22 protein-coding genes are annotated in these 23,831 nt (G+C 70.0%); 6 read left to right on the forward strand and 16 right to left on the reverse strand.

The window, feature by feature from the left end; translation table 11 throughout:
- Positions 1 to 614: 614 nt before the first annotated feature.
- A complete protein-coding gene (locus tag AC6CCG_RS04850) occupies positions 615 to 2,360 on the reverse strand; it encodes a hypothetical protein (protein ID WP_496653336.1) in 1,746 nt (581 codons plus the stop codon).
- 10 nt (positions 2,361 to 2,370) lie between these two features.
- Positions 2,371 to 3,504 carry a Gfo/Idh/MocA family protein gene (locus AC6CCG_RS04855; protein WP_496653337.1) on the reverse strand — a complete coding sequence of 378 codons (1,134 nt, stop codon included), beginning with the start codon at positions 3,502 to 3,504 and terminating at the stop codon, positions 2,371 to 2,373.
- Positions 3,505 to 3,674: 170 nt separating this feature from the next.
- Here AC6CCG_RS04855 and AC6CCG_RS04860 point away from each other — a divergent pair, with 170 nt between their 5' ends.
- A complete protein-coding gene (locus AC6CCG_RS04860) occupies positions 3,675 to 4,688 on the forward strand; it encodes an ABC transporter substrate-binding protein (protein ID WP_496653338.1) in 1,014 nt (337 codons plus the stop codon).
- A gap of 39 nt (positions 4,689 to 4,727) precedes the next feature.
- Here AC6CCG_RS04860 and AC6CCG_RS04865 read toward each other — a convergent pair whose 3' ends face one another.
- Positions 4,728 to 5,981, reverse strand: coding sequence for an MFS transporter (locus AC6CCG_RS04865; RefSeq protein WP_496653339.1), 1,254 nt, complete (start codon positions 5,979 to 5,981; stop codon positions 4,728 to 4,730).
- Between the two features lie 151 nt (positions 5,982 to 6,132).
- On the opposite strand from AC6CCG_RS04865, the gene AC6CCG_RS04870 reads away from it, so the two are divergent.
- Entirely contained in the window at positions 6,133 to 7,380 is a 1,248-nt protein-coding gene (locus tag AC6CCG_RS04870; RefSeq protein WP_496653340.1) for an alkaline phosphatase family protein, read from the forward strand.
- Positions 7,381 to 7,384: 4 nt separating this feature from the next.
- Here AC6CCG_RS04870 and AC6CCG_RS04875 read toward each other — a convergent pair whose 3' ends face one another.
- The 8 genes from AC6CCG_RS04875 to AC6CCG_RS04910 all read right to left on the reverse strand — a co-directional run bounded on the left by AC6CCG_RS04875 (position 7,385) and on the right by AC6CCG_RS04910 (position 14,883).
- Positions 7,385 to 7,708 (reverse strand): YciI family protein, encoded by a 324-nt coding sequence (locus tag AC6CCG_RS04875; RefSeq protein ID WP_496653341.1) that lies wholly within the window; start codon positions 7,706 to 7,708, stop codon positions 7,385 to 7,387.
- A 99-nt stretch (positions 7,709 to 7,807) separates the two neighbouring features.
- Entirely contained in the window at positions 7,808 to 8,920 is a 1,113-nt protein-coding gene (locus tag AC6CCG_RS04880) for an aminotransferase class V-fold PLP-dependent enzyme (RefSeq protein ID WP_496653342.1), read from the reverse strand.
- Positions 8,920 to 9,693 (reverse strand): PIG-L deacetylase family protein, encoded by a 774-nt coding sequence (locus AC6CCG_RS04885; RefSeq protein ID WP_496653343.1) that lies wholly within the window; start codon positions 9,691 to 9,693, stop codon positions 8,920 to 8,922. The genes AC6CCG_RS04880 and AC6CCG_RS04885 overlap by 1 nt, the downstream gene beginning before the upstream one ends.
- Before the next feature lie 2 nt (positions 9,694 to 9,695).
- Positions 9,696 to 10,526, reverse strand: coding sequence for a carbohydrate ABC transporter permease (locus tag AC6CCG_RS04890; protein WP_496653344.1), 831 nt, complete (start codon positions 10,524 to 10,526; stop codon positions 9,696 to 9,698).
- Entirely contained in the window at positions 10,519 to 11,415 is an 897-nt protein-coding gene (locus tag AC6CCG_RS04895) for a carbohydrate ABC transporter permease (protein WP_496653345.1), read from the reverse strand. Before AC6CCG_RS04895 ends, AC6CCG_RS04890 begins: the two co-directional genes overlap by 8 nt.
- A 6-nt stretch (positions 11,416 to 11,421) precedes the next feature.
- The gene (locus AC6CCG_RS04900; RefSeq protein ID WP_496653346.1) at positions 11,422 to 12,726 is read right to left on the reverse strand and encodes a Gfo/Idh/MocA family protein; all 1,305 of its coding nucleotides are present in this window, start codon (positions 12,724 to 12,726) and stop codon (positions 11,422 to 11,424) included.
- Between the two features lie 97 nt (positions 12,727 to 12,823).
- Positions 12,824 to 14,098, reverse strand: a complete 1,275-nt coding sequence (locus AC6CCG_RS04905) for an ABC transporter substrate-binding protein (RefSeq protein ID WP_496653347.1) — start codon at positions 14,096 to 14,098, stop codon at positions 12,824 to 12,826.
- A 2-nt stretch (positions 14,099 to 14,100) separates the two neighbouring features.
- Complete coding sequence (locus tag AC6CCG_RS04910) at positions 14,101 to 14,883, reverse strand: phytanoyl-CoA dioxygenase family protein (RefSeq protein ID WP_496653348.1); 783 nt, start codon at positions 14,881 to 14,883, stop codon at positions 14,101 to 14,103.
- Between the two features lie 67 nt (positions 14,884 to 14,950).
- Between AC6CCG_RS04910 and AC6CCG_RS04915 the strand changes: the two genes are divergently transcribed.
- Both AC6CCG_RS04915 and AC6CCG_RS04920 read left to right on the forward strand, forming a co-directional pair.
- Positions 14,951 to 15,835 (forward strand): helix-turn-helix transcriptional regulator, encoded by an 885-nt coding sequence (locus AC6CCG_RS04915; protein WP_496653349.1) that lies wholly within the window; start codon positions 14,951 to 14,953, stop codon positions 15,833 to 15,835.
- 34 nt (positions 15,836 to 15,869) lie between these two features.
- Complete coding sequence (locus AC6CCG_RS04920) at positions 15,870 to 16,052, forward strand: hypothetical protein (RefSeq protein WP_496653350.1); 183 nt, start codon at positions 15,870 to 15,872, stop codon at positions 16,050 to 16,052.
- Positions 16,053 to 16,174: 122 nt separating this feature from the next.
- On the opposite strand, the gene AC6CCG_RS04925 is transcribed toward AC6CCG_RS04920, so the two are convergent.
- Genes AC6CCG_RS04925 through AC6CCG_RS04940 form a run of 4 tightly spaced genes read right to left on the reverse strand, consistent with a single transcriptional unit; the run spans position 16,175 to position 20,571 of the window.
- Positions 16,175 to 17,485 carry an ADP-ribosylglycohydrolase family protein gene (locus AC6CCG_RS04925; protein WP_496653351.1) on the reverse strand — a complete coding sequence of 437 codons (1,311 nt, stop codon included), beginning with the start codon at positions 17,483 to 17,485 and terminating at the stop codon, positions 16,175 to 16,177.
- Between the two features lie 42 nt (positions 17,486 to 17,527).
- On the reverse strand, positions 17,528 to 18,283 hold the full coding sequence (gene dprE2, locus AC6CCG_RS04930) for a decaprenylphospho-beta-D-erythro-pentofuranosid-2-ulose 2-reductase (protein ID WP_496653352.1): 756 nt from the start codon (positions 18,281 to 18,283) through the stop codon (positions 17,528 to 17,530).
- Positions 18,284 to 18,292: 9 nt separating this feature from the next.
- Entirely contained in the window at positions 18,293 to 19,657 is a 1,365-nt protein-coding gene (dprE1, locus tag AC6CCG_RS04935; protein WP_496653353.1) for a decaprenylphosphoryl-beta-D-ribose oxidase, read from the reverse strand.
- Positions 19,654 to 20,571, reverse strand: a complete 918-nt coding sequence (locus AC6CCG_RS04940; RefSeq protein ID WP_496653354.1) for a decaprenyl-phosphate phosphoribosyltransferase — start codon at positions 20,569 to 20,571, stop codon at positions 19,654 to 19,656. Before AC6CCG_RS04940 ends, dprE1 begins: the two co-directional genes overlap by 4 nt.
- A gap of 181 nt (positions 20,572 to 20,752) precedes the next feature.
- Here AC6CCG_RS04940 and AC6CCG_RS04945 point away from each other — a divergent pair, with 181 nt between their 5' ends.
- Positions 20,753 to 22,309: an alkaline phosphatase D family protein gene (locus AC6CCG_RS04945; protein WP_496653355.1), complete on the forward strand. Its 1,557-nt coding sequence runs from the start codon at positions 20,753 to 20,755 to the stop codon at positions 22,307 to 22,309.
- Positions 22,310 to 22,402: 93 nt separating this feature from the next.
- Here the strand turns inward: AC6CCG_RS04945 and AC6CCG_RS04950 are convergent, their stop codons facing one another.
- The gene (locus tag AC6CCG_RS04950) at positions 22,403 to 23,245 is read right to left on the reverse strand and encodes an NAD(P)H-binding protein (RefSeq protein WP_496653356.1); all 843 of its coding nucleotides are present in this window, start codon (positions 23,243 to 23,245) and stop codon (positions 22,403 to 22,405) included.
- A 66-nt stretch (positions 23,246 to 23,311) separates the two neighbouring features.
- Here AC6CCG_RS04950 and AC6CCG_RS04955 point away from each other — a divergent pair, with 66 nt between their 5' ends.
- On the forward strand, positions 23,312 to 23,743 hold the full coding sequence (locus AC6CCG_RS04955; protein WP_496653357.1) for a hypothetical protein: 432 nt from the start codon (positions 23,312 to 23,314) through the stop codon (positions 23,741 to 23,743).
- The last annotated feature ends 88 nt before the right edge of the window (positions 23,744 to 23,831 follow it).

Below are 23,831 nucleotides of genomic sequence, written 5' to 3' on the forward strand. Positions count from 1 at the left end.
CGGTCCCCGTTCGGTGGTCGGAGGTGGTCGAGCTCGTCTGGGCTCGCTTCGCACTGCCGACTGGTTCGGGCTGGGGTCGGTGGGGTGTTGCCGCGTGGGTGGCCGGTCGGGCGGGATCCGAGCTCGTCTGTGCCCGCACCTCGCCGCCGCGTGGGCTGGGTCTCGGCTCGGCCGAACAGGTCGAGTGAGTGGGCTCCGGCCGGCGCCGTCGGGTGCTCCGTGGTGATGCGGTTGGCGTCGCGGCGCCCTCGGCGGTGCGGCGTGGTGGGCTCGCACGGCAGCATCGTCAGTGGGTCGGGCGAGCTCGTCATGCCGGGTCGTCCGGCCTCGCCAGGTGCCCTGCGTCCATGACCCGCAGGCAACGCGGGTCGGCCTGGTGTCGCAGAATCACTGCGGATGGAGCGCTCGCAGCGATTTCAACGTTGAACCGTCCAGTACCAAGAGAAATCGCGACAGCGAAGGCGGCTGAACTCGCGCGCGGCGAACTCCTTGGCGCAGCATGCCACCGCCGATCGGGCCGACGCCCTGCCGCTGGTCCAATTCGGCGCGCGGTGCCACCATCGATCATGTCGCCGACGACCCGGCGCGAGGGCGGTGCCGGGCTGCTGGACGGCTCAGCGCAGCTGGAGCCGGACCGTGCGCTCTTGATCATGATCCTCGGCGATCGGGACGGTGATCACGACGCTCGGCCGGCCGAAGACGTCCAGCTCGGTCACCTCGACCGGCTCGCCGTCGACGGTGGCGGAGCCGGCCCGGCCGGCCGGTAGCGGCAGGGTGAGCGCGAAGGCGCCTCGGGGCGAGCGTCCGCTGACGCGGCAGCTGAACTCCTCGTCGGTCCAGACCACCCGGTCGAGCCGGGCGGCGTCGCGGGCGCGGACGAAGTCGGCCCACTCGAAGGCGCTCCAGATCGGCAGGCCGAGCTCGCGCGCGATGCTCCAGCAGCGCTCCTGGAAGGCGCGCGAATAGGTGGCGAACGAGATCGGGTGGGACAGCATCGACAGCGGGCTGAAGTAGCGCTCGACCTTGTCGATGATCAACTGCTTGACCAGCGCGGCCTGACCCTCGGGATCCGAGGACAGCAGGCCCTTGATGCCCAGGTCGTCGTAGGCCTGGGTGGCCTGCTGGAAGCAGTCGATCACGGACCCGTCCTCGTCCACGACGCGCAGCGGGCGGGCCGAGCCGGTGAGGTACTGGAGCCAGGACGGGCCGGCGTTGTTGGCGTTCAGGTCCATGGCGACGCCGAGCTCCGCGTACACCTTGGGCAGGTCCACATAGCCCTTCCAACCCAGGCAGTGGTTGCGGTTGGTCACCGGCACACCGCCGTACAGCGCGGTGAACTCGGCGATGTCGCGCCGGACGACCTGCTCGATCACCTCCTCCTGGTCCTCGCCGCCCAACGACGGGTCGAAGGCGTTGTGGTGGATCCCGAACGAGTGGCCGCGGTCCCGCCAGGCGGCGACCTTCTCCGGGGTCGCGATCGTCCGCTGGCCGCCGCCGAGCATGAGGTAGATCGTGATCTTGCCGCCGTGCCGCTCCACGGCCTCGATCAGCGCGTCGAAGTGCTCCGGCGCCGACCAGTCGTCGTCGGAGTCGAGCACCAAGACGCTCCGTGTCGCCGCCTCCGGGTAGTACCAGAGCCGCGGCTGCCCGGTCCGGGCGACCTGGTGCACCGCGTTGATCAACAACATCGCATGCAGGTCGGCCTGCGGCAGATGCCAGCAACGCGGATCGGCGTAGCCGGTGAGCAGGTCCTGCAGCCGGTACGGTTCGCCGGCGCCGAGCCCGTGGCCGCCGACCCGGCCCGGATCGCCCTGCCGGATCAGCGAGACCGCCTTGGCCAGGTCGTAGCCGAAGACGATCACCCGGCCCTCGCCGTACGGCAGCTCGATGACCGCCGGGAAGGCCGTCCGGGTGTCCGGGTCCAGCCGCAGGTCGGCGACCACCCGGGCACCGTCGGGCAGCGCGTCCGGCTGGTAGCCGTCGGCCGGCACGTGGGTCTCGAACGGCTCCCGGGTGAGCCCGGCACCGACCGGGTGATCACCGCGGACGCTCACGTACGCGGGATCGATCATGGTGTGCGTCGGGGCCAGCCCCAGCTGGACCGCGAACAGGTACGAGGGCCGGATGATCACCAGCCGGCCGCCGCCGCGGGCGTAGTCCAGCAACGCCCCGATCTGGGACTTGGACGGCCTCAGCCGGGAGACCACGACGGCGTCGTGATCATCCAGGGTGGGCAACTCGGGCCCGGTGAACGGGATCACGGTCCGGTCGGCGAATCCCTCGGCGCGCAGGATCTCGGCGAGGTAGTCGCCGAACCGGCCGGCCACCTGATCAGTACGGGTGAGGACGGCGATGCTCATGAGTTTTCCTTCAGGAGTTACGGAAATCGGGTACGGCCAGCGGTCGGCTGCCCTGGGCGATCGAGGTGGCGGCCAGGATCGCGGGCGCGGTCGCGTCCATCGCCCGGTAGACGTCGAAGTCCGGCTGCCGCCCGGCCAGGACGGCGTCCCGGAATGCGACGTGGGTGTAGTAGTCGGCGTCGCCATGGCCGCTGCCGCGGGCTGCTTCGGGCGCGTCCGGCCGTTCGAAGCCCCAGTCGGCGTCGACCAGATCGGGACCCTGGCCGAACCGCCAGATCTTCGGATGATCATGGACGGCGCGCTTCCACTCGACCCGGCCGCCGGTCCCGGTGACCTGGTACCAGTGCCAGTTGCCCTCGGGGTGCGGCTGGACGAAGCTCGCCGCCAGCCGCAGCACGGCACCCTTCTCGGTCTTCATCAGCGCCACCTGCAGGTCCGGCTGGCTGATCTCCGGATGAGCGGCACTCGGGCCGTCGGTGCCCATGCCGACGACCTCGACGACCCGGTCGTCGAGCACGCTGAGCAACGGGCTGAGCTCGTGCGGCAGATAGTGGATCGGCGGCATCAGCTGGGACCAGGTCGGTCGGGCGCCCGGGTGCTCGGCAAGATCATCCGGACCGTGCAGCCGGTTGGTCTCCGGGTCCCGGAACATGGCGCCGGGATGGTAGTGGAAGTACTGCCCTTCGGCGAAGGTGATCTTGCCGAGGTCCCCGTCGCGGACCATCCGGCGCCACGCTTCGACGAAGCCCCAGTAGCGGGTCTGCTCGGCGAGTTGGTACGTCAGCCCGGTCCGCTCCACCGCGCGGACGATCCGCCAGCAGTCCTCGATCCGGTGCGCGCCCGGCACCTCGGCGTGCACGTGCTTGCCCGCCTCGAGCGCCAGCGCCGCCAGCTCGCCCTGCTCCTCGCACCGCACCGTCAGGGCGATCGCGTCGACGTCGGTCCGGCCCAGCACATCCTGGTACGACGAGCAGACGGTCACCCCGGCCGGATCGTCGAGAAGCTCCAGGGTCGGCCGGTGTGTCGCCACCACCGGGTCGCAGAGCGCGGTGATCTTGAACCCGTCCAGCTTCTGCAGCAGCGGCAGCCAGGTGTCCAGTGCGCGCGCCCCGAGCCCGACCAGGCCGATCCGGATCTCCTGCACGGTGACCCCATTCTTCAATATGTCGAAGAGTTCATCGGATATTGAGAAGATAGCACTTGTTGATCATGGTCGACAAGATCTGTCCGGCGGGGGTCCCGGGTTTTGAACTCGATCGGCGAGCCCCTATGCTCCCGTACCGAATTAGGTTTGCCTAACCATAGGGGGAATTCGTGGTCCGACCTGTTGCGGCCGTCGTCGCGCTGGTGATGTTCCTGGCCGGCCTGGCCGCGTGCGCGAACCCCGGTGCCGAGCCCGGTACGGCCCCGGAATCCGCCGCCGGCCAAGGCTTCCCGGTCACGATCAAGCACGCGTTCGGCGAGACCACCTTGGACAGCCGACCCGAGCGGGTGCTCACCTGGGGCTGGGGCAGCACCGATGCGAGCCTGGCGCTCGGCGTGGTGCCGGTGGCCATCCCGGCCGCGATCTACGGTGGCGACGAGAACCAGGTGCTGCCCTGGAACGCCGAGAAGCTCAAGGACCTGGGCGCCGAGACCCCGACGCTGCTGTCCAATCCGGACGGTGGCACCACCATCCCGTTCGAGGAGTTCGCGGCGGCCGCGCCGGACGTGATCTTGGCCGTCTACTCGGGGGTGACCGAGGAGGAGTACCGGCGGCTGTCCGAGATCGCGCCGACCGTCGTCTACCCGGACCAGCCCTGGGCGACGGCGTGGCAGGACGTGGTGACGACCGTCGGCACCGCGCTGGGCCGCACGGCCGCAGCCGAGACGCTGCTCGGCGACATCGACCGGGCGACCCGCGAGGCCGGGGCGGCGCATCCGGAACTGGCCGGCAAGAGCGTGATCGCGGTGTTCGACGTGGCCGAGCAACTGGCCGTCTACAAGGAGATCGACCCGCGCGTCGTGTTCCTCACCGATCTCGGGATGACCGTCCCACCCGCCGTCGCCGAGGTACCTCCGGTCGCACCGGGGTTCTACGGCAACCTCAGCTACGAGAAGGCGGACCTGCTGGTCAGCGACGTGCTGTTGATCTACTCCGAGAGCGAGGAGACGCTGCAGAAGACCCTGGCCCGGCCGTCGATCAAGAACCTGCCGCAGGTCAGGAACGGACGCTACGCCGCGATCGTCGGCCAGCAGCTCGTCGCGGCCGGGTCGCCGCCCACGGCCCTGTCGCTGACCTGGGCCCTCGACGCGTACACGACGAAGCTGGCCGCCGCTGCCGGGTGACCGCGCGGACCCCGAGATCGGCAGTCGGGGTTCGCCGGGTCAGGGCTCCGTGGCCGGCTCGGGGTCCGGGGAGGGTTCGGTCCGGATGGCGCGGATCAGCCGCCAACCGGCCACGGCCGCAGCGAGCGCACCCAGTCCGCCGGCGAGGACGAGGGTGACCGGCGGCGAGGTCGCGTCGATCAACAACCCGCCGCCCACGTACGACAGGGCCGCCGCGATGCCGATCATCCCGTACAGGTTCCCGAAGACCCGGCCCAGCAGATGCTCAGGCGTACGCGCCTGGATCAGGGTGGTGCTCGCGACGTCCGACGCGCCGATGCCCAGGCCGCGGATCGCCTGCAGCGCGACCGCGGCGGCAACCGCCCAGGCCAGGCCGGTGAGCAGGTTGCCGACACTGCTCATCGCGAAGCCGATGATCAACAATGTCGGCATGGCGATCCGCGGACCGAAGCGGGACAGCAGCAGGTAGCCGGCCAGAAGCCCGACGCCGACCGCGCCGAGCAGCATCCCGACCGCGAGATCACCGGCCTGCAGGGTCTCCTTGGCGAGCAGGATGAGGGCGACGTCGTCGATCCCGGTGCAGGCCACGATGGCGAAGCTGCCGAGCGCGATCACGCGGAGGATGGGCGTACGCCAGATGTAGCCGAGTCCGATCCGTGCATCGGTCAGCAAGGACCCCGGGACCTCGCCGGTCCGGCTCTCGGGTGGCAGGGTCGGCAGCCGGAGCAACAACAGGGCCGAGATCAGGAACGACGCCGCGTCGATCAACAACACGCCCCGGATCCCGATCAGCGGGAACAGCCCGGCGGCGATCAAGGGCCCGACCGCCTCGGCGCCGTTGGTCCCGAAGCCGATCGTGGAGTTCGCGGTGGGCAGGTCTCGTTCCCGGACCAGCGCCGGAACGACCGCCCGGGAAGCCGGCTGGAACACCTGTCCGGTGATCGCCCGCGCGGCCACCAGGGCCAGCAGCAACGGCAACGGCGGCAGGGCGAGCGCGATCGCCAGCAGCAGACCGCCCTGCACCAGTTCGCAGATGATCATCACCCGCCGGCGGTCGAAGCGGTCGCTGATCGCGCCGGCGATCGGGCTGAGCAGCGACGGGGCGAAGTCGCCGACCAGCAGGAGGACGGCGATCGCGATCGCCTGACCGACGGTGTCGGCGACGTAGATCATCAGCGCCACCAGGCTGACCGAGTCGCCGAGGAAGGAGACCATCCGTGCGGTGCTCAGGGTGCGGAACGGCCCGTTGTCGCGCAGCAGCGCCATGGCGCTGCCGCCGGCTGAGTTGGCCATGAGTCATGGTGCGCTCGCGGGCGGACTCCGGCAACCGACTTTCGGCAACGGTGTTCCGGCCGGCGTTGTCCAGCCGTTGCACAGATTTCACCAAGCCGTCGGAGCCACGGCTAGGGTGCTGGCATGCCGACTGCCCTCACCCCGGCGGTCCGTGCTCGGGGGAGCGGTCGCGGCCTCCCTGGCACTGACCGCGCATCCCGCCCAGGCCGCCGAACGTGACTTGTTGATCTTCATCGCGTTGGACGGCTTCGACATCGACTACCTGGACGGGCGGGTGGAGCTGCCACAGCTGCGCTCCCTGGCGCGGCGCGGGTCGCTCAGCACCAGCACGGGCGTGATGACCAGCATCACCAACCCGTCCTGGACCGCGATCTCCTGCGGTTGCCATCCGGACCGGACCCGGAACGCGGCGTACTACTACGACGAGGCGGCCGGCGTCGCTCGCGGCCAGAGCCGGGACAGCGCGGTGGAAGGGCTCGGCCAGGCCTGGCGGCGGCAGGGCGTGCTGATGGCCTCGGCCCAGTGGTTCATCCTGCAGGACAAGGGCGTCGGGTACGGTGATCTTGGTGGCCTGTACACCCAGCCGGGCGGCCGGATCGACGCCCGGGTGGACGACGCGATCGCCATCCTGCGTGGCGAGCCGGTGAACAGCGGCGGCCAGCAGGTGACCTTGCCGCGGCGGCCGGACTTCCTCGCCGTCTACTCCAGCGACGTCGACGGCGACGGGCACAGCTGGGGCCCGAACGACCCGCGGATGTTGGACACGCTCCGCGAGACCGACGTCGCGATCGGCCGGTTGATCAACGCCGTTCGTGATCTTGACCTGTTCGGCCGGACCACCTGGGTGATCACCGCCGATCATGGGATGACCACGTGGAACAAGCCGATGGCCGCGCAGGCGATCGCGGCGCTGACCGCGGCCGGCTTCCGGCCCGAGGTTTTCGGCTCCGGCGGCTCGCCCAGCTCGCCCGACACCGACGTGGTGCTGATCGCCGGCGGCAGCATCTCCTCGGTGCATCTGCTCGGCCCGCTGGCCGATGACGCGGACGCGATCGAGCGGGCCCGGGTCGCGCTGGCCGGTGTGGAGGGCGTGGCTGCCGTCCTCACCGAGGATGATCAGGCGAAGCTGCGGATGGCGCCGCAGTACGGCCAGCTGGTGCTGGAGTTCGAGGAGCCGTACGCCCTGGCCGCGGCACCGCCGCCCGAAGGCTCGGACGGCCGCCACGGCAGCCGCTCCGAACTCGCGGTCCCGTTGATCTTGTCCGGCCGCCGGATCCGTCAGGGCGTACGGCCTCGGAAGCCGCGCCACATCGACCTCGCGGCCACGATGTCCGCCCTGCTCGGCGTGGACCCGCCGGCCGCCTCGGAGGGCCGCGTACTCCGCGAGGCCCTCCGCTGACCGGTCACTGGAACGGCCGCACCTCGATCTTGCGGTCGCAGATCTTCGACGCCTCGGTGGCGAGCTTGAGGGCGACGTCGAGATCCGATGCCTCCCAGACCCAGACGCCGGCCAGGAATTCCTTCGACTCGACGAAGGGACCGTCGGTGACGACCGCCTGCTCGCCCCTGTTGTCGATCACCGTGGCCTCTTCGGTGGCCGCCAGCCCGCCCGCGAAGACCCAGTAGCCCTCGGCGATCAACCGGTCGTTGAACTTGTCGATCAAGGGCCGCCGGTCGTCGCTGCCGGGGTTCTCCTTGTCGTCGATGACGGAAACCAGGTACTTCATCCGGATCTTCCCTTCGCTCGGTTCTGCCACCTGGAGGTGGCGGTGCTATCACTGCTACGAACAGCATGGTCCCGATCGGACATCGGTGCAGCGGCGGGATCAGGGGGACAGGTCGAAGAGGGTGGTCAGGGCGGCGAGCACGGTGGGGAGTTCGTCCTCGCGGAGGCACTGGGGGTTGATCGCCAGGCGGTCCTGCTCGATGCCGACGGCGATCGGCGGGTCGTGGGCGAGCAGCGCGTCCCGGAGTTCGTCCGTGGGGCGACCGGCCTGGCTGACGTACGCGCGGGGGATCACGGTCGGCTGGATGCCCGGCTCCGTCGGGAAGCCCCGCTCGACGGTCACGCCCGGCAGCCCGGCCAACGCGTCGAGCGCGGTGGCGACCATGGACTCCCAGCGGTCGAAGATCACCGAGTAGTCCCGGGCGACCCACAGTTCCACGGCCTTGACCAGGCCGGCGATGGTCTCCTTGTCGGTCTTCATCCCGCGGCCGATGGAGTGGGCCGGGAACGAGTTCGCGTGGCAGTAGTCGATCAGCCGTCGGTCTCCCATGATCAGACCGGACGACTGCGGCCCGGCGAGCTCCTTGCCGCCGCTGACCACGACCAGGTCGGCGCCCTCGTCGAGGAAGCGGCGCAGGTTGTCCGGCGGCGGCACCTCGGCGGCGGCGTCGACCAGCACCGGCAGCCCGCGGGCGTGCGCGCACTCGGCCAGTTCGCGGAGCGGCAGGGAGCCGCGGGTGCCGGCCGACTCGGCCGCGTAGAACAGGCAGGCGGTGCGGTCGGTGATCGCCGCGTCGACCTGCTCGATCCGTGCCGCGGAGGCGACCCCGACCTCGACGAACCTGGCGCCCGCCACCAGCACCGCCTGGTCGTACAGCATCCGGTGCGCCTTCAATACGACGACCTCGTCGGGCAGGCCGGTGGTGTCCGGCAGGGCGAGGACGGCCTCGATCCGGTCCTTCGCCATCACGGCCGCGGTGGCGATGGTCAGGCCGGCCGCCGCCCCCGAAGTGACGCAGGCGGCCTCGACCCCGAGCAGGTCGGCGATCCGTTGCCCGGCCCGCCGGTGCAGCTCGGTCAGATCGACGAACGCGGTCGCGGCCTCGGCCATCGCGGCGACCACGGCGGGGTCCATCACGCTCCCGCCGAGGGCGGTCAGGGTCCCCCGCGCGTTGATCACCGGACGGACGCCGAGGTCCTCGTACACGCCCATCAGCCGATTCCCTTCTCGGAGGTACGCGGCCCGACGTAGTGGAACCGCTCGAGGTGCCGGCCATGATCATCCAGGTCGAGGAACGTCTCGACGAAGTCGTCCAGGGACACCGGTGCCGCGGCCTCGGCCAGGTGTTCCCGCCACATCCGGTGCATCGGCGTCCGGTGCAGCCGCAGCGCGTTCCGCTTGTCGGCCAGCACCCGGGTCACGTCCACGACGCGGTTGACGAGCTGCGGGCCACGGGCCACATAGTACTTGTGCAGCACGGATCGCGGCACCAGCCCGAGGTCGGCCAGTTCGGGCAGATCGAGCCGGCGGCCGGCCATCCAGCAGGCCGCCTCGACGGCGGCACCGGTCAGGGCATGATCGGGATTCTCCTCGTAGTGGCCCCACGGGTCGAAGGTGATCACGGTGTCGATCTCGAGGAACCGGAACAGCGTGATCAGCCGGTGCCGGATCTCGATCAGCTGGCCGTGCTCGAGGTAGTGGTTGTGGTAGTTGAAGCAGTAGACCTTGGCCAGCCCGAGTGCCGCCGCGACCTCATCGGTCTCCAGCTCGATCCGCCGTACGGTCTCGCCGACACTCAGGTCGTACGAGTCCTTGTCGTCGTTCGTGATCTTGATGAAGTAGCCGGTCCCGCCCTCCAGGACGAGCTTGCGGACCAGCCCGCCGGCGAAGATCGACAGGTCGTCGGAGTGCGGGAAGACGGCCGCGAACGTCCGGCCCTCCGCCGGCCGTCCGTCCAGCCACGGTTCGAACTGCGGTTCCGACATGGTCACCCCTTGAGTCCGGAGAAGGCGACGCCGGCGATCACCCGGCGTTGCATGACGACGAACAGGATCATCATCGGCAGCATGATGATCAAGGCCGCGGCCATCATGGGACCGTAGTCGGTCGAGTGCTCGCCCTGGAACGTGGCCAGCCCGACGGTGAGCGTCATCTGCCGCTGGTCGGTGTTCACCACCAACGGCCAGAGGAACGCGCCCCAGCAGTCGATCAGCGAGATCACGGTGAGCGCGCTGACCGCCGGCGTGGCCAGCGGCAGCATCACCTCGGCGAAGGTCCGGAACGGCCCGGCGCCGTCGATCCGGGCGGCCTCCTCGAGTTCCCGGGGCAGGCCGAGGAAGAGCTGCCGCATCATGAACGTGCCGAACGCGCTGACCAGGCCCGGCGCGACCAGACCCGGGACCGAGTTCAGCCAACCGAGCGCGCTGACCAGCTGGTACTGCGGGATCAGCAGCAGTTCGCCCGGGATCATCATGATCGACAACAGCAGCCCGAACAGCACCCGGTTGCCGCGGAACCGCATTCGGGCGAACCCGTAGCCGGCCAGGGCGCTGAAGATCACCAGGCTGACCGTCCGGATCGCGGTCATCAGCACCGTGGTCCGGAGCTGATCCCAGAACGGGAACCGGCTGATCGCGTCGGTGTAGTTCCACCAGCGCAGCTCGCCCGGCAGCAGCCGTTTCGGGATCGCCAGCACCTCCGGGTTGGACATGAAGGACGCGGACAGCTGGTAGAGGAACGGGAACACCATGACGAAGCCGCTGAGACTGAGGACGACGTACGCCGCTGCGTTGGACCGTTGCCGGCGGGGCCTAGGCATAGTGCACCCACCGTCGCTGCAGCCGGAACTGGAGCAGCGTGACCAGGGCGATCACGACCAGCAGGGTGAACCCGATCGCGGCGGCGTAGCCCTTGTCGTTGACCTGGAATCCCTGCGTGTAGAAGAGGAAGACCAGGGTCTGCAGGTCGTCGATGGCCGGGTTGTCCCGGCCGATCATGACGAAGATCAGGTCGAACACCTTGAACGAGCCGATCGCGGTCATCACCGTGACGAAGAAGATGCTCGGCGTCAGCAACGGCACGGTGACCGCGGTCAGCTGCCGCAGCGGGCCGGCCCCGTCCAGCTCGGCGGCCTCGTACAGCTCGGCCGGGATCGACTGCAGGCCGGCGCCCAGGATGATCATGTTGAAGCCGAGGCTCATCCAGGCGCCGACGATCCCGACCGCGATGATCGACACGACCGGCGTGGACAGCCAGTACGGGCCGTCGATGCCGACCAGCGACAGCGCGTAGTTGATCATGCCCGTGTCGCCGTTGTAGAGCAGCCGCCAGACCACCGACACCGCGGCCGGCGTGGTCACCACCGGCAGGAAGTGCAGCACCCGGAAGAACGGCCGGAACCGCAGGCCGGGCCGGTTCAGCTGCACCGCCAGGAAGACGGCGACCGGGATGGACAGCAGCACGACGCCCGCGTAGAGCACGGTGTTGCCGAGCGCCTTGACGGTGTCCGCCGACGTGATTACCCGCTGGTAGTTGGCGGCCCCGACCCACTCGGTGCCGCCGAACGGGCCCCACTCGGTGAAGCTGAAGTAGAACGACTGCGCGATCGGCCAGAGGTAGAACACGGCGATCCCGGCCAGGGTCGGCAGGATGAAGACCCACGGCGCCCAGCCGTCACCCCGCGGGCCGCGCCTCCGGCGTTCCGGCATCGCCGATCACGCCGGGAACGGCGCGAACTCGGCCAGGTCGACCCAGCGCTGTTCGGCCAGGGCCCTGTCGGCGGCGAAGACGATCAGGTGACCGTCGATCGAGTTCTCGATCCTGGTGCTGGACACGCTGACCGGCTCGCCGCGGACCGCCCGGACGAAGTCGGCCACCAGCTTCAGGTCGCCGCCACCGTGTGCCTGCCCGGCGACGTCGGTGGTGATCAACTCCTCCTGGTACAGCTGATCACCGGTGTCGGAGATCCGGCGCAGCCGGAGGGTCCCGGTGTCCAGCGAGCCGGAGAGGTCGCCACGGGTGCCGACGATCTCCAGCGTCCGGTTGCCGACGGCCGCGTTGCCGGAAAGCAGGAACGAGCCGACGATGCCGTCGGCGAACTCGACCGAGACCGACTGCCGGTCCAGCACGTCGTTGTCGCTGCGCCAGACACAGCGGCCGTACGGGTTGTCGGACGCCAGCGAGGCCAGCTTCTGCTCCGGCGTCGGCTCCGGGCCCAGCTGCTCGATCCCTTCCCAGGCGTACGTTCCCCACAGGCCCAGCTCCAGGTACTGCCGGCGGGCCGAGTACGCGCAGCGCGACTCGATCGCACAGTCGTCGACGCACCGGGTGCCGGCGCCGGCCGGGGCCCGCTCGGCGGTGAACAGTCGCCGCGACCCGGCGCTGGTGACCCGGGCCGGGCGGTCGTCGCAGAGCCACGCCATCAGATCGATGTCGTGACAGCACTTGGAGAGCAGGATGCTCGAACCGGTGCGGGCGGAGTTCGCCCAGCGCCCCCGCACGTAGGCGGCCGCCATGTGGTCGAAGCTGACGTGCTCGGCCAGCTGGATGCTCATGATCTCGCCGAGGTCACCGGCCACGATGCGTTCCTTGGCCGCGACGTAGAACGGCGAGTAGCGCAGCACGTGACAGATCATCAGCAGCCGGCCGGTGCTGCGGCTGGTCTCGGCCAGGCCCAGCACCTCGGCCGCGGTGCCGGCGATCGGCTTCTCCAGCAGCACCGGATAGCCGGCCCGCAGCAGCCGCTCCGCGGTCGGCACGTGATCGGCGTCCATCGTCGCGTCGATCGCCACGTCGGCGATCACCCCGGCCGGCGGAAGATCATCGAGAGTGGCCAGCCGCCGGTCGGCCGGCACTCCGTGCTGGTCGCCGAGTCGGTCCCGGCGGACCGGGTCGGGGTCGACGACCGCGGTGATGATCAACTCGGTGGGTTCTTCGAGGGCGTACGTCGCGTAGAGGACGCCGCGATGGCCGGCGCCGACGACGACGGCACGGAGGGGTTCGGGACTGGTCATGATCATGCCGCCTCGGGGGTCAGGTCGGTGTGGGTCGGGCCGGGCGCTTCGACAGGCTCAGGGCGTGTTGGGTGGGCTCGGCGCGCGTTGGTTCGGGGTCGGGTCAGGCCTTGGCGAGTTCGGCGTCCATGCCGGTGGCGAGTTCGCGGCCGGCCTGCTCGGCGGTGATCTTGCCAGACCACAGGTCGGGCAGCTTGTTCGCCTCCAGCTGGGTCCAGGCCGAGGTGTTCTTCGAGCACGGGTACGGGTAGCCCTCGCGGGCCGCGTCCAGGAAGACCTGCAGGTTCCACTCCGGATGGCTGGCCAGGTAGGGGCCCTCGCTGCCGGCCAGGCCGGGGATCGTCGACGCCCGCGCGGCCAGCTTGGTCGCGTAGTCCGGGCCGGAGATCCAGGCCAGGAAGGCCTTGGCCGCGGCCTTGTTCTTCGACTTGGCGTTGATCACCGGCGCCACGCCGTGGGTGACCGAGATGTTGGTCTGCTTCTTCGGCATCCGGACGACCTGGAACTGCTCGGCGTACTGGCTGTCGCCGAAGTTCGCGACGTTGAACGCGGCGCCCTGCATCATGGCGGCCTTGCCGCTGATGAACCACTCGTCGGCGGGGGAGTCGTTCAGCTGCTGCACGGTGGGCGACGTGCCGTTCTGCATCAGTCCGGCCCAGAGATCGAGGCCCTCGATCGAGCCCGGCTCGGCGTACCCGGACTTCTTGCCGTCCTCGGAGATCACGTAGCCGCCGGCCTGTTTGATCGAGTTGTAGTAGGACTGTTCGCCGTCGGCCGCGACGGCGATGCCGTAGATCCCCTTGCCCTTCAGCTTTTCCGAGATCCGGGCACCGGTCGCGGTGAAGTCCTCCCAGGTCCAGTCGCCGGTCGGTTCGGCCTCGCCGGCGTCGGCGAAGATCGCCTTGTTGAACCACAGTGCGCTGGAGGCGTACTCGCCCGGCAGCCCGTAGATCTTGTCCTCGTACGTGTAGAGCTTGACCAGCGGCTGCGGGAACTTCGCCGGGTCGACCACGCCGTCCTTGATCAGATCGTCGATCGGTTCCAGCTGCCCGTTGCCCGCGTACAGCTGGAAGTGCGGGCCGTTCATCCAGAAGACGTCGGGCGCGGTGCCCGAACTGGCCTGGGTCTGCAGCTTGGTCCAGTAGTCGGCCCCGGCGGGGGAGACCTGGACCTCGACCTCGATCCCCGGGTAGTCGGCGTGGAAGGTGCCGAGGTTGTCGTTGACCAGCTTCGCCGTGTCGGTGTTCCAGGTGGCGAACGTGATCTTGGCCTGATCCGTACTGCCGTCGGCCCCGCCGGACTGGTCGGCGCTGCAGCCGGCAATCCCGCCGGTCGCCGCGACGGAGGCGAGGCCGGTCAGGAATCCCCGTCGGTTCATGATCATTCTCCTTCGTCGGAAGTGGCTCCCGAGTTGCGGACCAGCCGGACGTTGCTGGTCTGGCCGTGATCCATGCCCTGCTCCCGTTCCAGCGCGATCATGGCGGCCGGCCGGTAGTTGAGGATGTAGGCCCGGCGGTGCCGGTCGGTGGAGTTGCCCCGGGAGTAGTGCAACGTGCGTCCGGCGTGGGCGGCCGCCGCGCCCGGCACCAACGGGACGGCGACGGCGCCGGGCTCGTCCTCGGAGCCCTCGCACTCGATCGCGCCGCCGCCCTTCCCGGCCGGCCAGTGCCGCCGGACCGGGCCGAGGTGCGACCCGGTGACGTACCACATGCAGCCGCTGTCCAGCGTCGCCGTGTCCAGCGACACCCAGATCGAGGCGGCCCGGTCGTCGGGCAGGTCGATCCAGTAGCCGGCGTCCTGGTGCCACGGCGTCGGCGTCGCCGAGCCGGGCGCCTTGTCGATCAACATGTCGAAGTCCAGTTCGGCGTCGTCGCCGATCAACGCGCGGGCGAGTTCGAGACCGCGCCGGTGCAGCGGCAGGTCGGTGAGCTCGGGGTGGAGCGCGGAGGGCCACATGATCTGGGTGATGTTCTCGCCGTCGGACTTCCGCTCGCTGCCCGCGCCGAGGTCGGTGCGCTTGTCGCCGGCCTCGATCTCGCCGGAGAGGAAGCGGTCGTAGATCGAACGGTAGAGCTCCACCTCCGCGCTGCTCAGCAGGTTGTCGATCACGGCGAAGCCGTCCTGCCGGAAGCGTTCCGCGAGCTCGTCGGTTGCCTGGTCCATGCCTGAGGATCGTAGGATTCGAGGACCGCCCGTGGCGTCCGCCTTCTTCCACCGGAGGTTTCCTGCAGTGGCCACCGAAGTCGTCGACCGGGACACGCCCGATCTTCGCTGCACGGCCGAACGGACGATCGTCGATCTTCAGGGCGACGGCCCGCTGGTCAGTCTCGGCCGCTATCGCTACCTGACCGCCCGGGAGCCGGTGCCGGCGCAGCGCCATGCCAGCCTGCTGGTGCTGGCGTTCCCGATCCGCAGCGACGTCGAGTTCAACCTGGACGGCACGGTGGTCGATGTCGTGCCCGGACAGGTGATCATCATCCCGCCGGGTACGGTCTACGGCACCGACGGGACCGCCCAGCCGCGGGGCGAGCTGTTCTGGCTGGTCGCCCGGGTCGGCCCGGAAACCGCGTCGGCGGGCTCTGTTGATCTTGCGGTACGGGAGCTGGCCGGCGGCTCCGGCCCCACCTGGGCGGTGCCGGGATCGGTCGTTGATCAACTCGGCCGGGCCCTGGCCGACCCGGATGATCTTCGCTGGCCGGTCGCCGCGGCCCGGCGGTCCCTGTGCGCGACGGCCGTCTTCGAGGTGCTGCTGGCTCGGGACGGCGGGATCGACGAGCCGGCCCGCGACGTACCGCCGGGCGTGCGGCGGGCCCTCGCCCAGGTCGCCGAGCAACTCGACGAGCCGGTCACCGTGCACGACCTGATCGAGTCGTCCGGGATGTCGCCGACCCAGTTCTACGACGCGTTCGTCGCGGCGGCCGGGACCAGCCCGAAGGACTACATCCTGCGGGCCAAGATCGCCCGGGCCAAGGAGTTGCTGGCCGGGCCGGACCCCACGATCACCGAGATCGGCCACCGGCTGGGCTTCTCGTCCAGCCAGCACTTCGCCGAGGTCTTCCGCCGCTACGAGGGCCGGGCGCCGTCGGAGTTCCGTCGCGAGATGTGGACGAGGTAAGCCTCTCCTTATCACCGATGGTACGGTCTCGTCCGTGGGAAAGTCCCGGAAGCTGCCGAAGCTCAAGTGCTGCGTGTCCAAGGACCGCTGTGGCCGCTGCCCGTTGCGCATGCTCAAGGAAGGCACCCTGCCCGACGGCTACACCGTCAAGCACCGCGAAGTCGTCCGGCTGGACGGCAAGAAGGTGACCAAGAAGAAGCTCGCCAAGGCCGCCTGACCCGGCCTCGGCTCGTCGGCCGGTTTTCACGTTGCGTGAAAAACTGTCGCTTCACCACAGAAGCTTCCCTGGCAAAGCGCCAAGAAGTGTGGGGAGGTGGGGCTGGAGAGGCGGCAGGGCGGTCAGGAGCCGAGCTTGCCGACCAGCTGGACCGTACGTTCGGCCAGGTCGGAGATCACCGAGTGGTCGAAGCCGAACAGGGCCGACCGGGTCCTGTTCTGCAGCGGCTCGACGAAGTTGGCCGGTAGTGCCTTGGCGCCGAGCACGACACCGGCCACCGAGCCGGCCGTCGCCCCGTTGGAGTCGGTGTCCCAGCCGCCCTGCACGGTGAGCCCGACGGTCGCGGCGTAGTCGTCCTCGCCCCAGAGCAGGCCGGCCGCGATGATCGCGGCGTTGTTGATCGTGTGCACCCAGCTGTAGTGGCCCCAGCGCTGCTGGATCTGGGCGATCGCCTCGTCCCAGGTCGCGCCGTCGTCGCGCAGGTCCTGCACCGCGGTGAGCGTCTCGTACAGGCGGGACTGCGGCGGCACCGACCTCAGCGACCGGTCGAACGCCTCCCGCACCGTGCCGGCGGTGAACGCGGACGCGATCAGGGCGGCCGACCAGAGCTCGCCGTACACGCCGTTGGCGACGTGCGACAGCGAGGCGTCCTGGAAGGCCAGCGTGAGCGCGGCCCGCGGGTCGCCCGGGTGGGTCCAGCCGAAGATGTCGCCGCGGATCAGCGCCCCGATCCATTCCCGATACGGATTCCGGGTGATCGCGACCCGGTCGATCGGCATCCGGGACAGCAGGTTCCGGTACGCGGCCCGCTCGGCCGTGTAGGTCTGCGCGTACGGCAGCAGGTGCAGCCAGCCGTCCGCGACCAGCTGCGGCGTCAACGCCGTGCCGTGCCGCTCCAGCAGGTGCAGGCCGAGAATCGGGTAGTCGATGTCGTCGTCACGGGCCGAGCCGTTCACCCGGCCGCGGGTGGTCTCGGTCCAGTTCGGCAGCAGCTGGAACTCCTCCGGCATCGGGTCCAGCACCGGCACGTAGTCGCGCAGCGGCCAGGCCTTCGCCTGCTCCAGGTAGGCCCGGATCCGGGCGGTGGTCCAGTGATCACCGTTCTCGACCGGCTTGCCGAGGTTGCAGCCGGCAATCCGGCCCAGCCAGCCGCCGTTGATCTTGTCCGCCAGCACGTCGCCGGACGGCGGCTCGCTGGCCGGGTCGTCCGGCAGCGAACGCAGGATGCCGGGCAGCAGTTCGGGTTCCCAGTACGGCCAGTCCAGCCGGCGCTTCGCCGTGACCACCTCGAAGTAGAGCCGCTCCAGCGCCTCGGTGTCCTCCGGATCCAGCTCGGCGAACCGTTCGTCCAGCTCCTCGATGAGATGCCCGGTCTCCCGGGCCTGGTCCAGCTCGTCGTGGACCAGGTCCACTGCGCTCAGCGGATCGTGCATCCGACCTCCCCGATCGGTGCCGTACGTCGCCGAACGGCACGCCTAGATCGGCAGTTTACGGAACAGCGGCCGGGGCACGTGACGCAGTGCCGACATGACGAACCGCCACGGTCCCGGCACCCAGATCAACTCCTTGCCCTGGCGGACCCCGTCGGCGACCGCCTCGGCGACCTCCTCCGGCGTCGAGGACAGCGGCGTCGGGCTCAGGCCGTCGGTCATCTTGGACTTCACGAAGCCCGGCCGGACCACCAGCACCCGGACCCCGGAGCCGTCGAGTGCCTCGCCGAGGCCGAGGTAGAAGCCGTCCAGGCCGGCCTTGGTCGAGCCGTAGACGAAGTTGGACCGGCGCACCCGCTCGCCGGCCACGCTGGACAGGGCGACGATCCGGCCGTGGCCCTGGCTGCGCATCCGGTTCGCCAGCAACACGCCGAGGTGGACCGGCGCCGCGTAGTTGATCTCCGCCAGCTCGAGGGCGTGATCGGCATCGGTCCAGGCCCGCTCCGGTTCGCCGAGCACACCGAACGCGACCACCACAAGATCAAGATCGCCGCCGGCGAACGCCGCGTCGATGGTCGCCGCATGGGTCGCCGGGTCACGCGCCTCAAGATCGACTTCGGTCACCTCGCAGCCCAGCCCGGTCAGCTCCTTCGCCGCGTCCGCGCGCCGGTCACCGGGACGTGCGGCCAGCACCACCCGGAGCGGCCGTACGCCCGCGTACCGCCGGGCGATCGCCAGCGCGATGTCGGAGGTGCCGCCGAGCAGCAGCAGGGACTGCGGGACACCGAGGGAGTCGATCATGAATTCCTCTCACACCAGTTGAAGACGGCGGGCCAGGTCGGAGACGAAGATGCCGTCGGGGTCGACCCGGCGCCGGACCGCCAGGAAGTCGTCCAGTCGCGGATACATCAGCCGCAGCGATTCCGCGTCGATCCGGGAGTCCTTGGCCAGGTAGACCCGGCCGCCGACGCCGAGCACCAGTTCGTCCAGCCGCCGGCAGAGCCGGTCCAGCCCTTCGGTGATCGGGAAGTCGACCGCGAGCGTCCAGCCCGGGGTCGGGAACGACAGCGGAGATGCGTTGCCCTCACCGAACCGCTTGAGCACGTTGAGGCAGGAGATCTGGCCCGAGTTGGCGATCTCCCGGACGCACTCGGCGAATGTCTCCGTCGCGTCGAACGGCACCGCGAACTGGTACTGCAGGAAGCCCGGCGGGCCGTAGACCCGGTTCCACTCATCGAACATGTCCAGCGGGTGGAAGAACTGGGTGATGTTCTGGATCTCGCCGACCCGGTGCTTCGGTGCCTTGAAGTACCAGGCCAGGCTGAACGCCTTGCCGGTCGCGCGATTGACCAGGCCGCTCGGGAACAGGTCGGGGAAGGTGCCGAAGTTGGGGGCCGCGAACTTCATCGGATCCCGGCGCAGCTTCGGCGGCAGGTCCTCCAGCTTCGCCTTCTCGCCCCGGGTCAGCACCGCCCGGCCGAGGCCGCGGCCGCGGGTGACCGCGTCGAACCAGGCCACCGAGTACGTGTAGTTCTCGTCACCGGTGCTCATCTGGGTGAGCAGATCGTCCAGGTCCCGGGTGCGGTCGGTGTCGACGGTGAAGTACGCCGACTCGACCCGCTGCAATCTGATCTTGGCCCGGGTCACCACGCCGGTCAGGCCCATGCCGCCGATCGTCGCCCAGAACAGGTCCGGGTCGCTGCCGTCCGCGCTGAGCCGGTGCTCGACGCCGTCGGCGGTGATCAGGTCCAGCCACTCGACATGATCACCGAAGCTGCCCTGGGTGTGGTGGTTCTTGCCGTGCACGTCGGCCGCGATCGCGCCGCCGATGGTGACCTGCCGGGTGCCCGGCAGCACCGGGACCCACAGCCCGCAAGGGAGCAGCGCCCGCATCAGCGAGTCCAGGCTGACCCCGGCCTCGGTGATCACCGACGGCGGCTCGCTCTCCGCGTCGATGGTGAGGATCCGGTGCATGGCGGTGAGATCGAGCGCGGTGCCGCCCGCGTTCTGGGCCGCGTCGCCGTAGGAACGGCCCAGGCCTCTGGCGATCAGGCCCCGGTCGCCGTCGGCCTTCCGTACCCAGGAAGCGATGTCGTCCGACGTCGTCGGCCGGACCAGGTGGGCCGCCGACGAGCCCGTACGTCCCCAGCCGTGCAGTTCCTCGACGGTGCTCACAGGAACACCGCGATCGCGATCAAGATCAGCCACAACACTCCCAGGACTTGCAGGATCCGGTCGGAGAGGACGATGTCCTCCGGCTCGCCCGCCGTACCGGCGTCGATCTCCAGCGCGTACTGCAACAGCGCCAGGGTGAACGGTGCGATGGACAGTGCCGTCCAGGGTACGCCGAGCCACGCGTCGCCCCGGTTCTCGAACGCCCACAGGCAGTAGGAGACCAGGACCGTGCCCGCGGCGAGCATCCAGACGAACCGCAGGTACGACTCCGAGTAGCGCTCCAGCGAGCGGCGGGTGCCGGCCTCGACGCCGAGCGACTTGAGTTCGGAGTAGCGCTTGCCGGCGACCATGAACAGCGAGCCGAACGACGCCACCAGCAGGAACCACTGGCTCAGCACGATCCCGGTCGCGACGCCGCCGGCGACCGCGCGGAGCAGGAAGCCGCTGGACACCACGGCGAGGTCGATCACCGGCCAGTGCTTCAGCCAGGTCGAGTAGACGATCTGGATGACCGCGTACGCCGCCAGCGTGATCCCGAGCGGGATCGCGGTGACGAACCCGACCGCGAGGCCGACCACACCACAGATCACCGCGAGGATGATCGCCGGCCTGGTGCCGAGCTCGCCGGCCGCGATGGGGCGGAACCGCTTCTTCGGGTGCTGCCGGTCCTCCTCGACGTCGCGGACGTCATTGATCAGGTAGATCGAGGCGCTGATCAGGCAGAACGCGACGAAGGCCAGCGCCGCGTTGAGGATCACGCCCGGCTCGAAGAGCCGGCCCGCGGCGAGCGGGACGGACAGCACCAGGACGTTCTTGATCCACTGGCGCGGCCGCATCGCGCGGATCGGAGCGGGCAGCCGCGACCGGCGGACCGCGACGGCCCCCGGCTCGGAGATCTCTGGTTGCTCGGGCATCGCCTGAGAGGTTATCCGTCCGGGTCGGGCTGAGCGATTCGGGCGATGTCGCAGATCTGACGGTAGCTTCGCGGAGACCGGTTGCCGGGGCCGATTCGGCGAACAGATGTCAGATCTGCGACACGTTGCGTTCATGAGGCGAGGTGAGCCTGAGCACGTGAACGCTCGGGAGAACTCAGGAATGATTTCGCGCCGACTCCTGCTCGGCGGCGGTACGGCGACGGCGATCGGGCTGGCCTCCGGGCCGGCCAAGGCGAACGCTCAGCCCACGGCTCCGGCTCAGCTGCGGCGGGGTCGGCCGGTGCTGACGCACGGCGTGCAGTCCGGTGACGTACGGACCCGGAAGGCGGTGCTCTGGTCCCGCGCCGACCGGCCGTCCCGGCTGATCGCCGAGATCGCGCGGGACCCGTCGTTCCGGAAGGCGGTCACCGTGCCGGGCCCGGTGGTGACGCCGCGGACCGACCTGACCGGCGAGCTCGACGTGGCCTGGCTGACGCCGGGGACCGAATACCACTACCGGATCCGGGCCGTGGACCTGCACGATCCGCGGCGGTCCAGCGCACCGGTGGCGGGCCGCTTCCGTACGGCCTCGGAGCGGGCGGCGGACCTGAGCTTCCTCTGGTCCGGCGACATCGCCGGCCAGGGCTGGGGCGTCAACCCCGAGTACGGCGGCTTCCGGATCGCCGACGCGATGCGGGCCCGGAACGCCGACTTCTTCCTCTGCAGCGGCGACAACGTGTACGCCGACGGGCCGGTCACCGCGTCCGTCGCGCTGCCGGACGGCTCGACCTGGACGAACCTCGTGATCGAGGAGAAGAGCAAGGTCGCCGAGACCCTGGACGAGTACCGCGGCCAGTACAAGTACAACCTGCTCGCGGACAACTGGCGCGCCTTCCTGGCCGAGACGCCGCAGGTGACCCAGTGGGACGACCACGAGGTGACCAACAACTGGTACCCGGGCGAGATCCTCGACGACGACCGCTACACGGTGAGCGACGTCGACACCCTCGCGCGGCGGGCCCGGCAGGCCTTCCACGAGTACGTACCGGTCGCGAGGATCTCGCCCGATCCGGAGGGCCGGCTCTACCGGGTGATCAACTACGGCCCGTTGCTCGACCTGTTCGTGCTCGACATGCGGACCCACAAGGACAAGAACTCCGACGGTACGGAGACGGTGCCGGACGGCGGCCTGCTCGGCGAGCGGCAGACCCGCTGGCTGATCCGCGAGCTGAAGAAGTCGAAGGCGACCTGGAAGATCATCGCCAACGACCTGCCGGTCGGCCTGATCGTGCCCGACGGCACCACCGCCCAGGAGGGCGTCGGCCAGGGCGACCCGGGCGCGCCGCGGGGCCGTGAGCTGGACCTGGCGCCGGTGCTGTCGGCCCTGAAGCACGCGGGCATCCGCAACCACGTCTGGCTGACGGCCGATGTGCACTACACCGCGGCCCACCACTACTCGCCGGACCGGGCCGCCTTCACCGACTTCGATCCGTTCTGGGAGTTCGTCTCCGGCCCGCTCAACGCCGGCGCCTTCGGCCCGAACGTGCTCGACCCGACCTTCGGCCCCAAGGCCGAGTTCGTCGCCGCCCCGCCGGCACCGAACACCTCGCCCGCCGACGGTTTCCAGTTCTTCGGCGAGGTGTCGATCGACGGCAGGACCCGTGAGCTGACCGTCGACCTCCGCGACATCGACGGCACGTCCCTCTACTCCAGAACGCTGGCTCCCCACCCCCGCTGACTCGGGCGAGCCGCCTCGTTCCCTGAGCCTGTCGAAGGGCGAGCCCGAGGTGGCCTGCCCTTCGACAAGCGCAGGGAGCGTTGTGGCTCAGGCTCAGGGACCCTCGGCGTCGAAGGCGGCGGCGTTCGCCTCGGCCCATGCGCGGAAGCTGCGGGGCGGGCGGCCGGTCACCTCGGCGACAGTCGGGTGGACGGTCGTCTCGTCGATGGTGCCGTCGACGAAGAAGGAGAAGAACGCGTCGACGTACGGCTTCGGCATGGCCGCGAGCATCCGGGCCCGGGCCTCGTCGTCCGGCTCGGCCTCGAAGCTGAGCGGCCGGTCCAGCACCTCGGCCAGCTGTGCGACCCGGTCGGCGGGACGCAGGGCGGCGGGGCCGGTCAGGGGATAGGCCCGACCGTCGTGGCCCTCGCCGAGCAGCGCCTCGGCGGCGACAGCGGCGATGTCCGCGGGATCGATGGTGGCGATCGGTACGTCGGCGAACGGGGCCCGCACCACGTTGCCGGCGGCCAGCTGCGCCTTCCACTCGAAGGTGTTGGTCATGAAGCTGACCGGCCGCAGAAAAGTCCAGACCAGGCCGGAAGCACGTACCGCGTTCTCGGACCGTGCCATGTACTCCGTCACGGCATTGTCGGGTGCGGAGCTCAGCACGGAGCCGCCGGACAGCAGCACGATCCGCCGCACTCCGGCGCGGGCCGCCTCGGCGGCGATCCCGTCGGCGTACCCCGGCATCAGGAACAGCCCGTCGACGCCGGTCAGGGCGTCGCGCAGACTGCTCGCGTCGGTCAGATCGCCGACGACCGGCTCCACTCCGGGCGGCACCGCTCGGGCCGGGTCTCGGACCACGGCGCGGGTCGGGACCCCGCGCTCGACGAGCGTACGAGCCAGCGCACCGCCGACGTTTCCGGTAGCACCGGTGACGAGCATCCTCGGGTTCACGATGCCGAGGATGCCACGCCCGGCGTCTCGGCGCGGCGGCTTCGCGCAGCCCGCTACCTTGGGCGCGTGCGTTTCCTTCGGGCCGGTGCCCTTCTCGCGGTCGCGGTGATGATCATGCTGGCCGGCTGCAGTGCCGCTCCCAACGGAACGCGGCCCAGCGGCGGGCCGAGCCCGTCGGCACCGACCGCCGGCGCGTCGATCCCGGCGGACGGGGTGAGCCTGGCCGAGCTCGGGTTCCAGAACGGGCCGAGTGATCGGGTGTCGCTGCCCCGGGGCGTGTCGTTCGTGACGTCGGCGGATCAGCCCAACGCGGTGACGCTGGTGATCGACCGGCCGTCCGGCGACGAGGTCGCGACCTACCTGCGGCGCACGCTCCCGGCGGCCGGCTTCACGATCGACTCGGATCTCGGGGCGACGCTCACCTTCACCGGGTTCGGCTGGACCGGCAGCTTCACTGGCTCCGCCGGGGGTTCGGCCCTGGTCCTGCGTCCGGCGTGATCAACTTCGTTCTTGATCAACTCTTGACAGTGGCGAGATCGCACGGCTTGAATGTTCCAAGGATTACGAAAACATCTTCGATATTTCG

Source organism: Microlunatus sp. YIM B11417 (assembly GCF_059617205.1).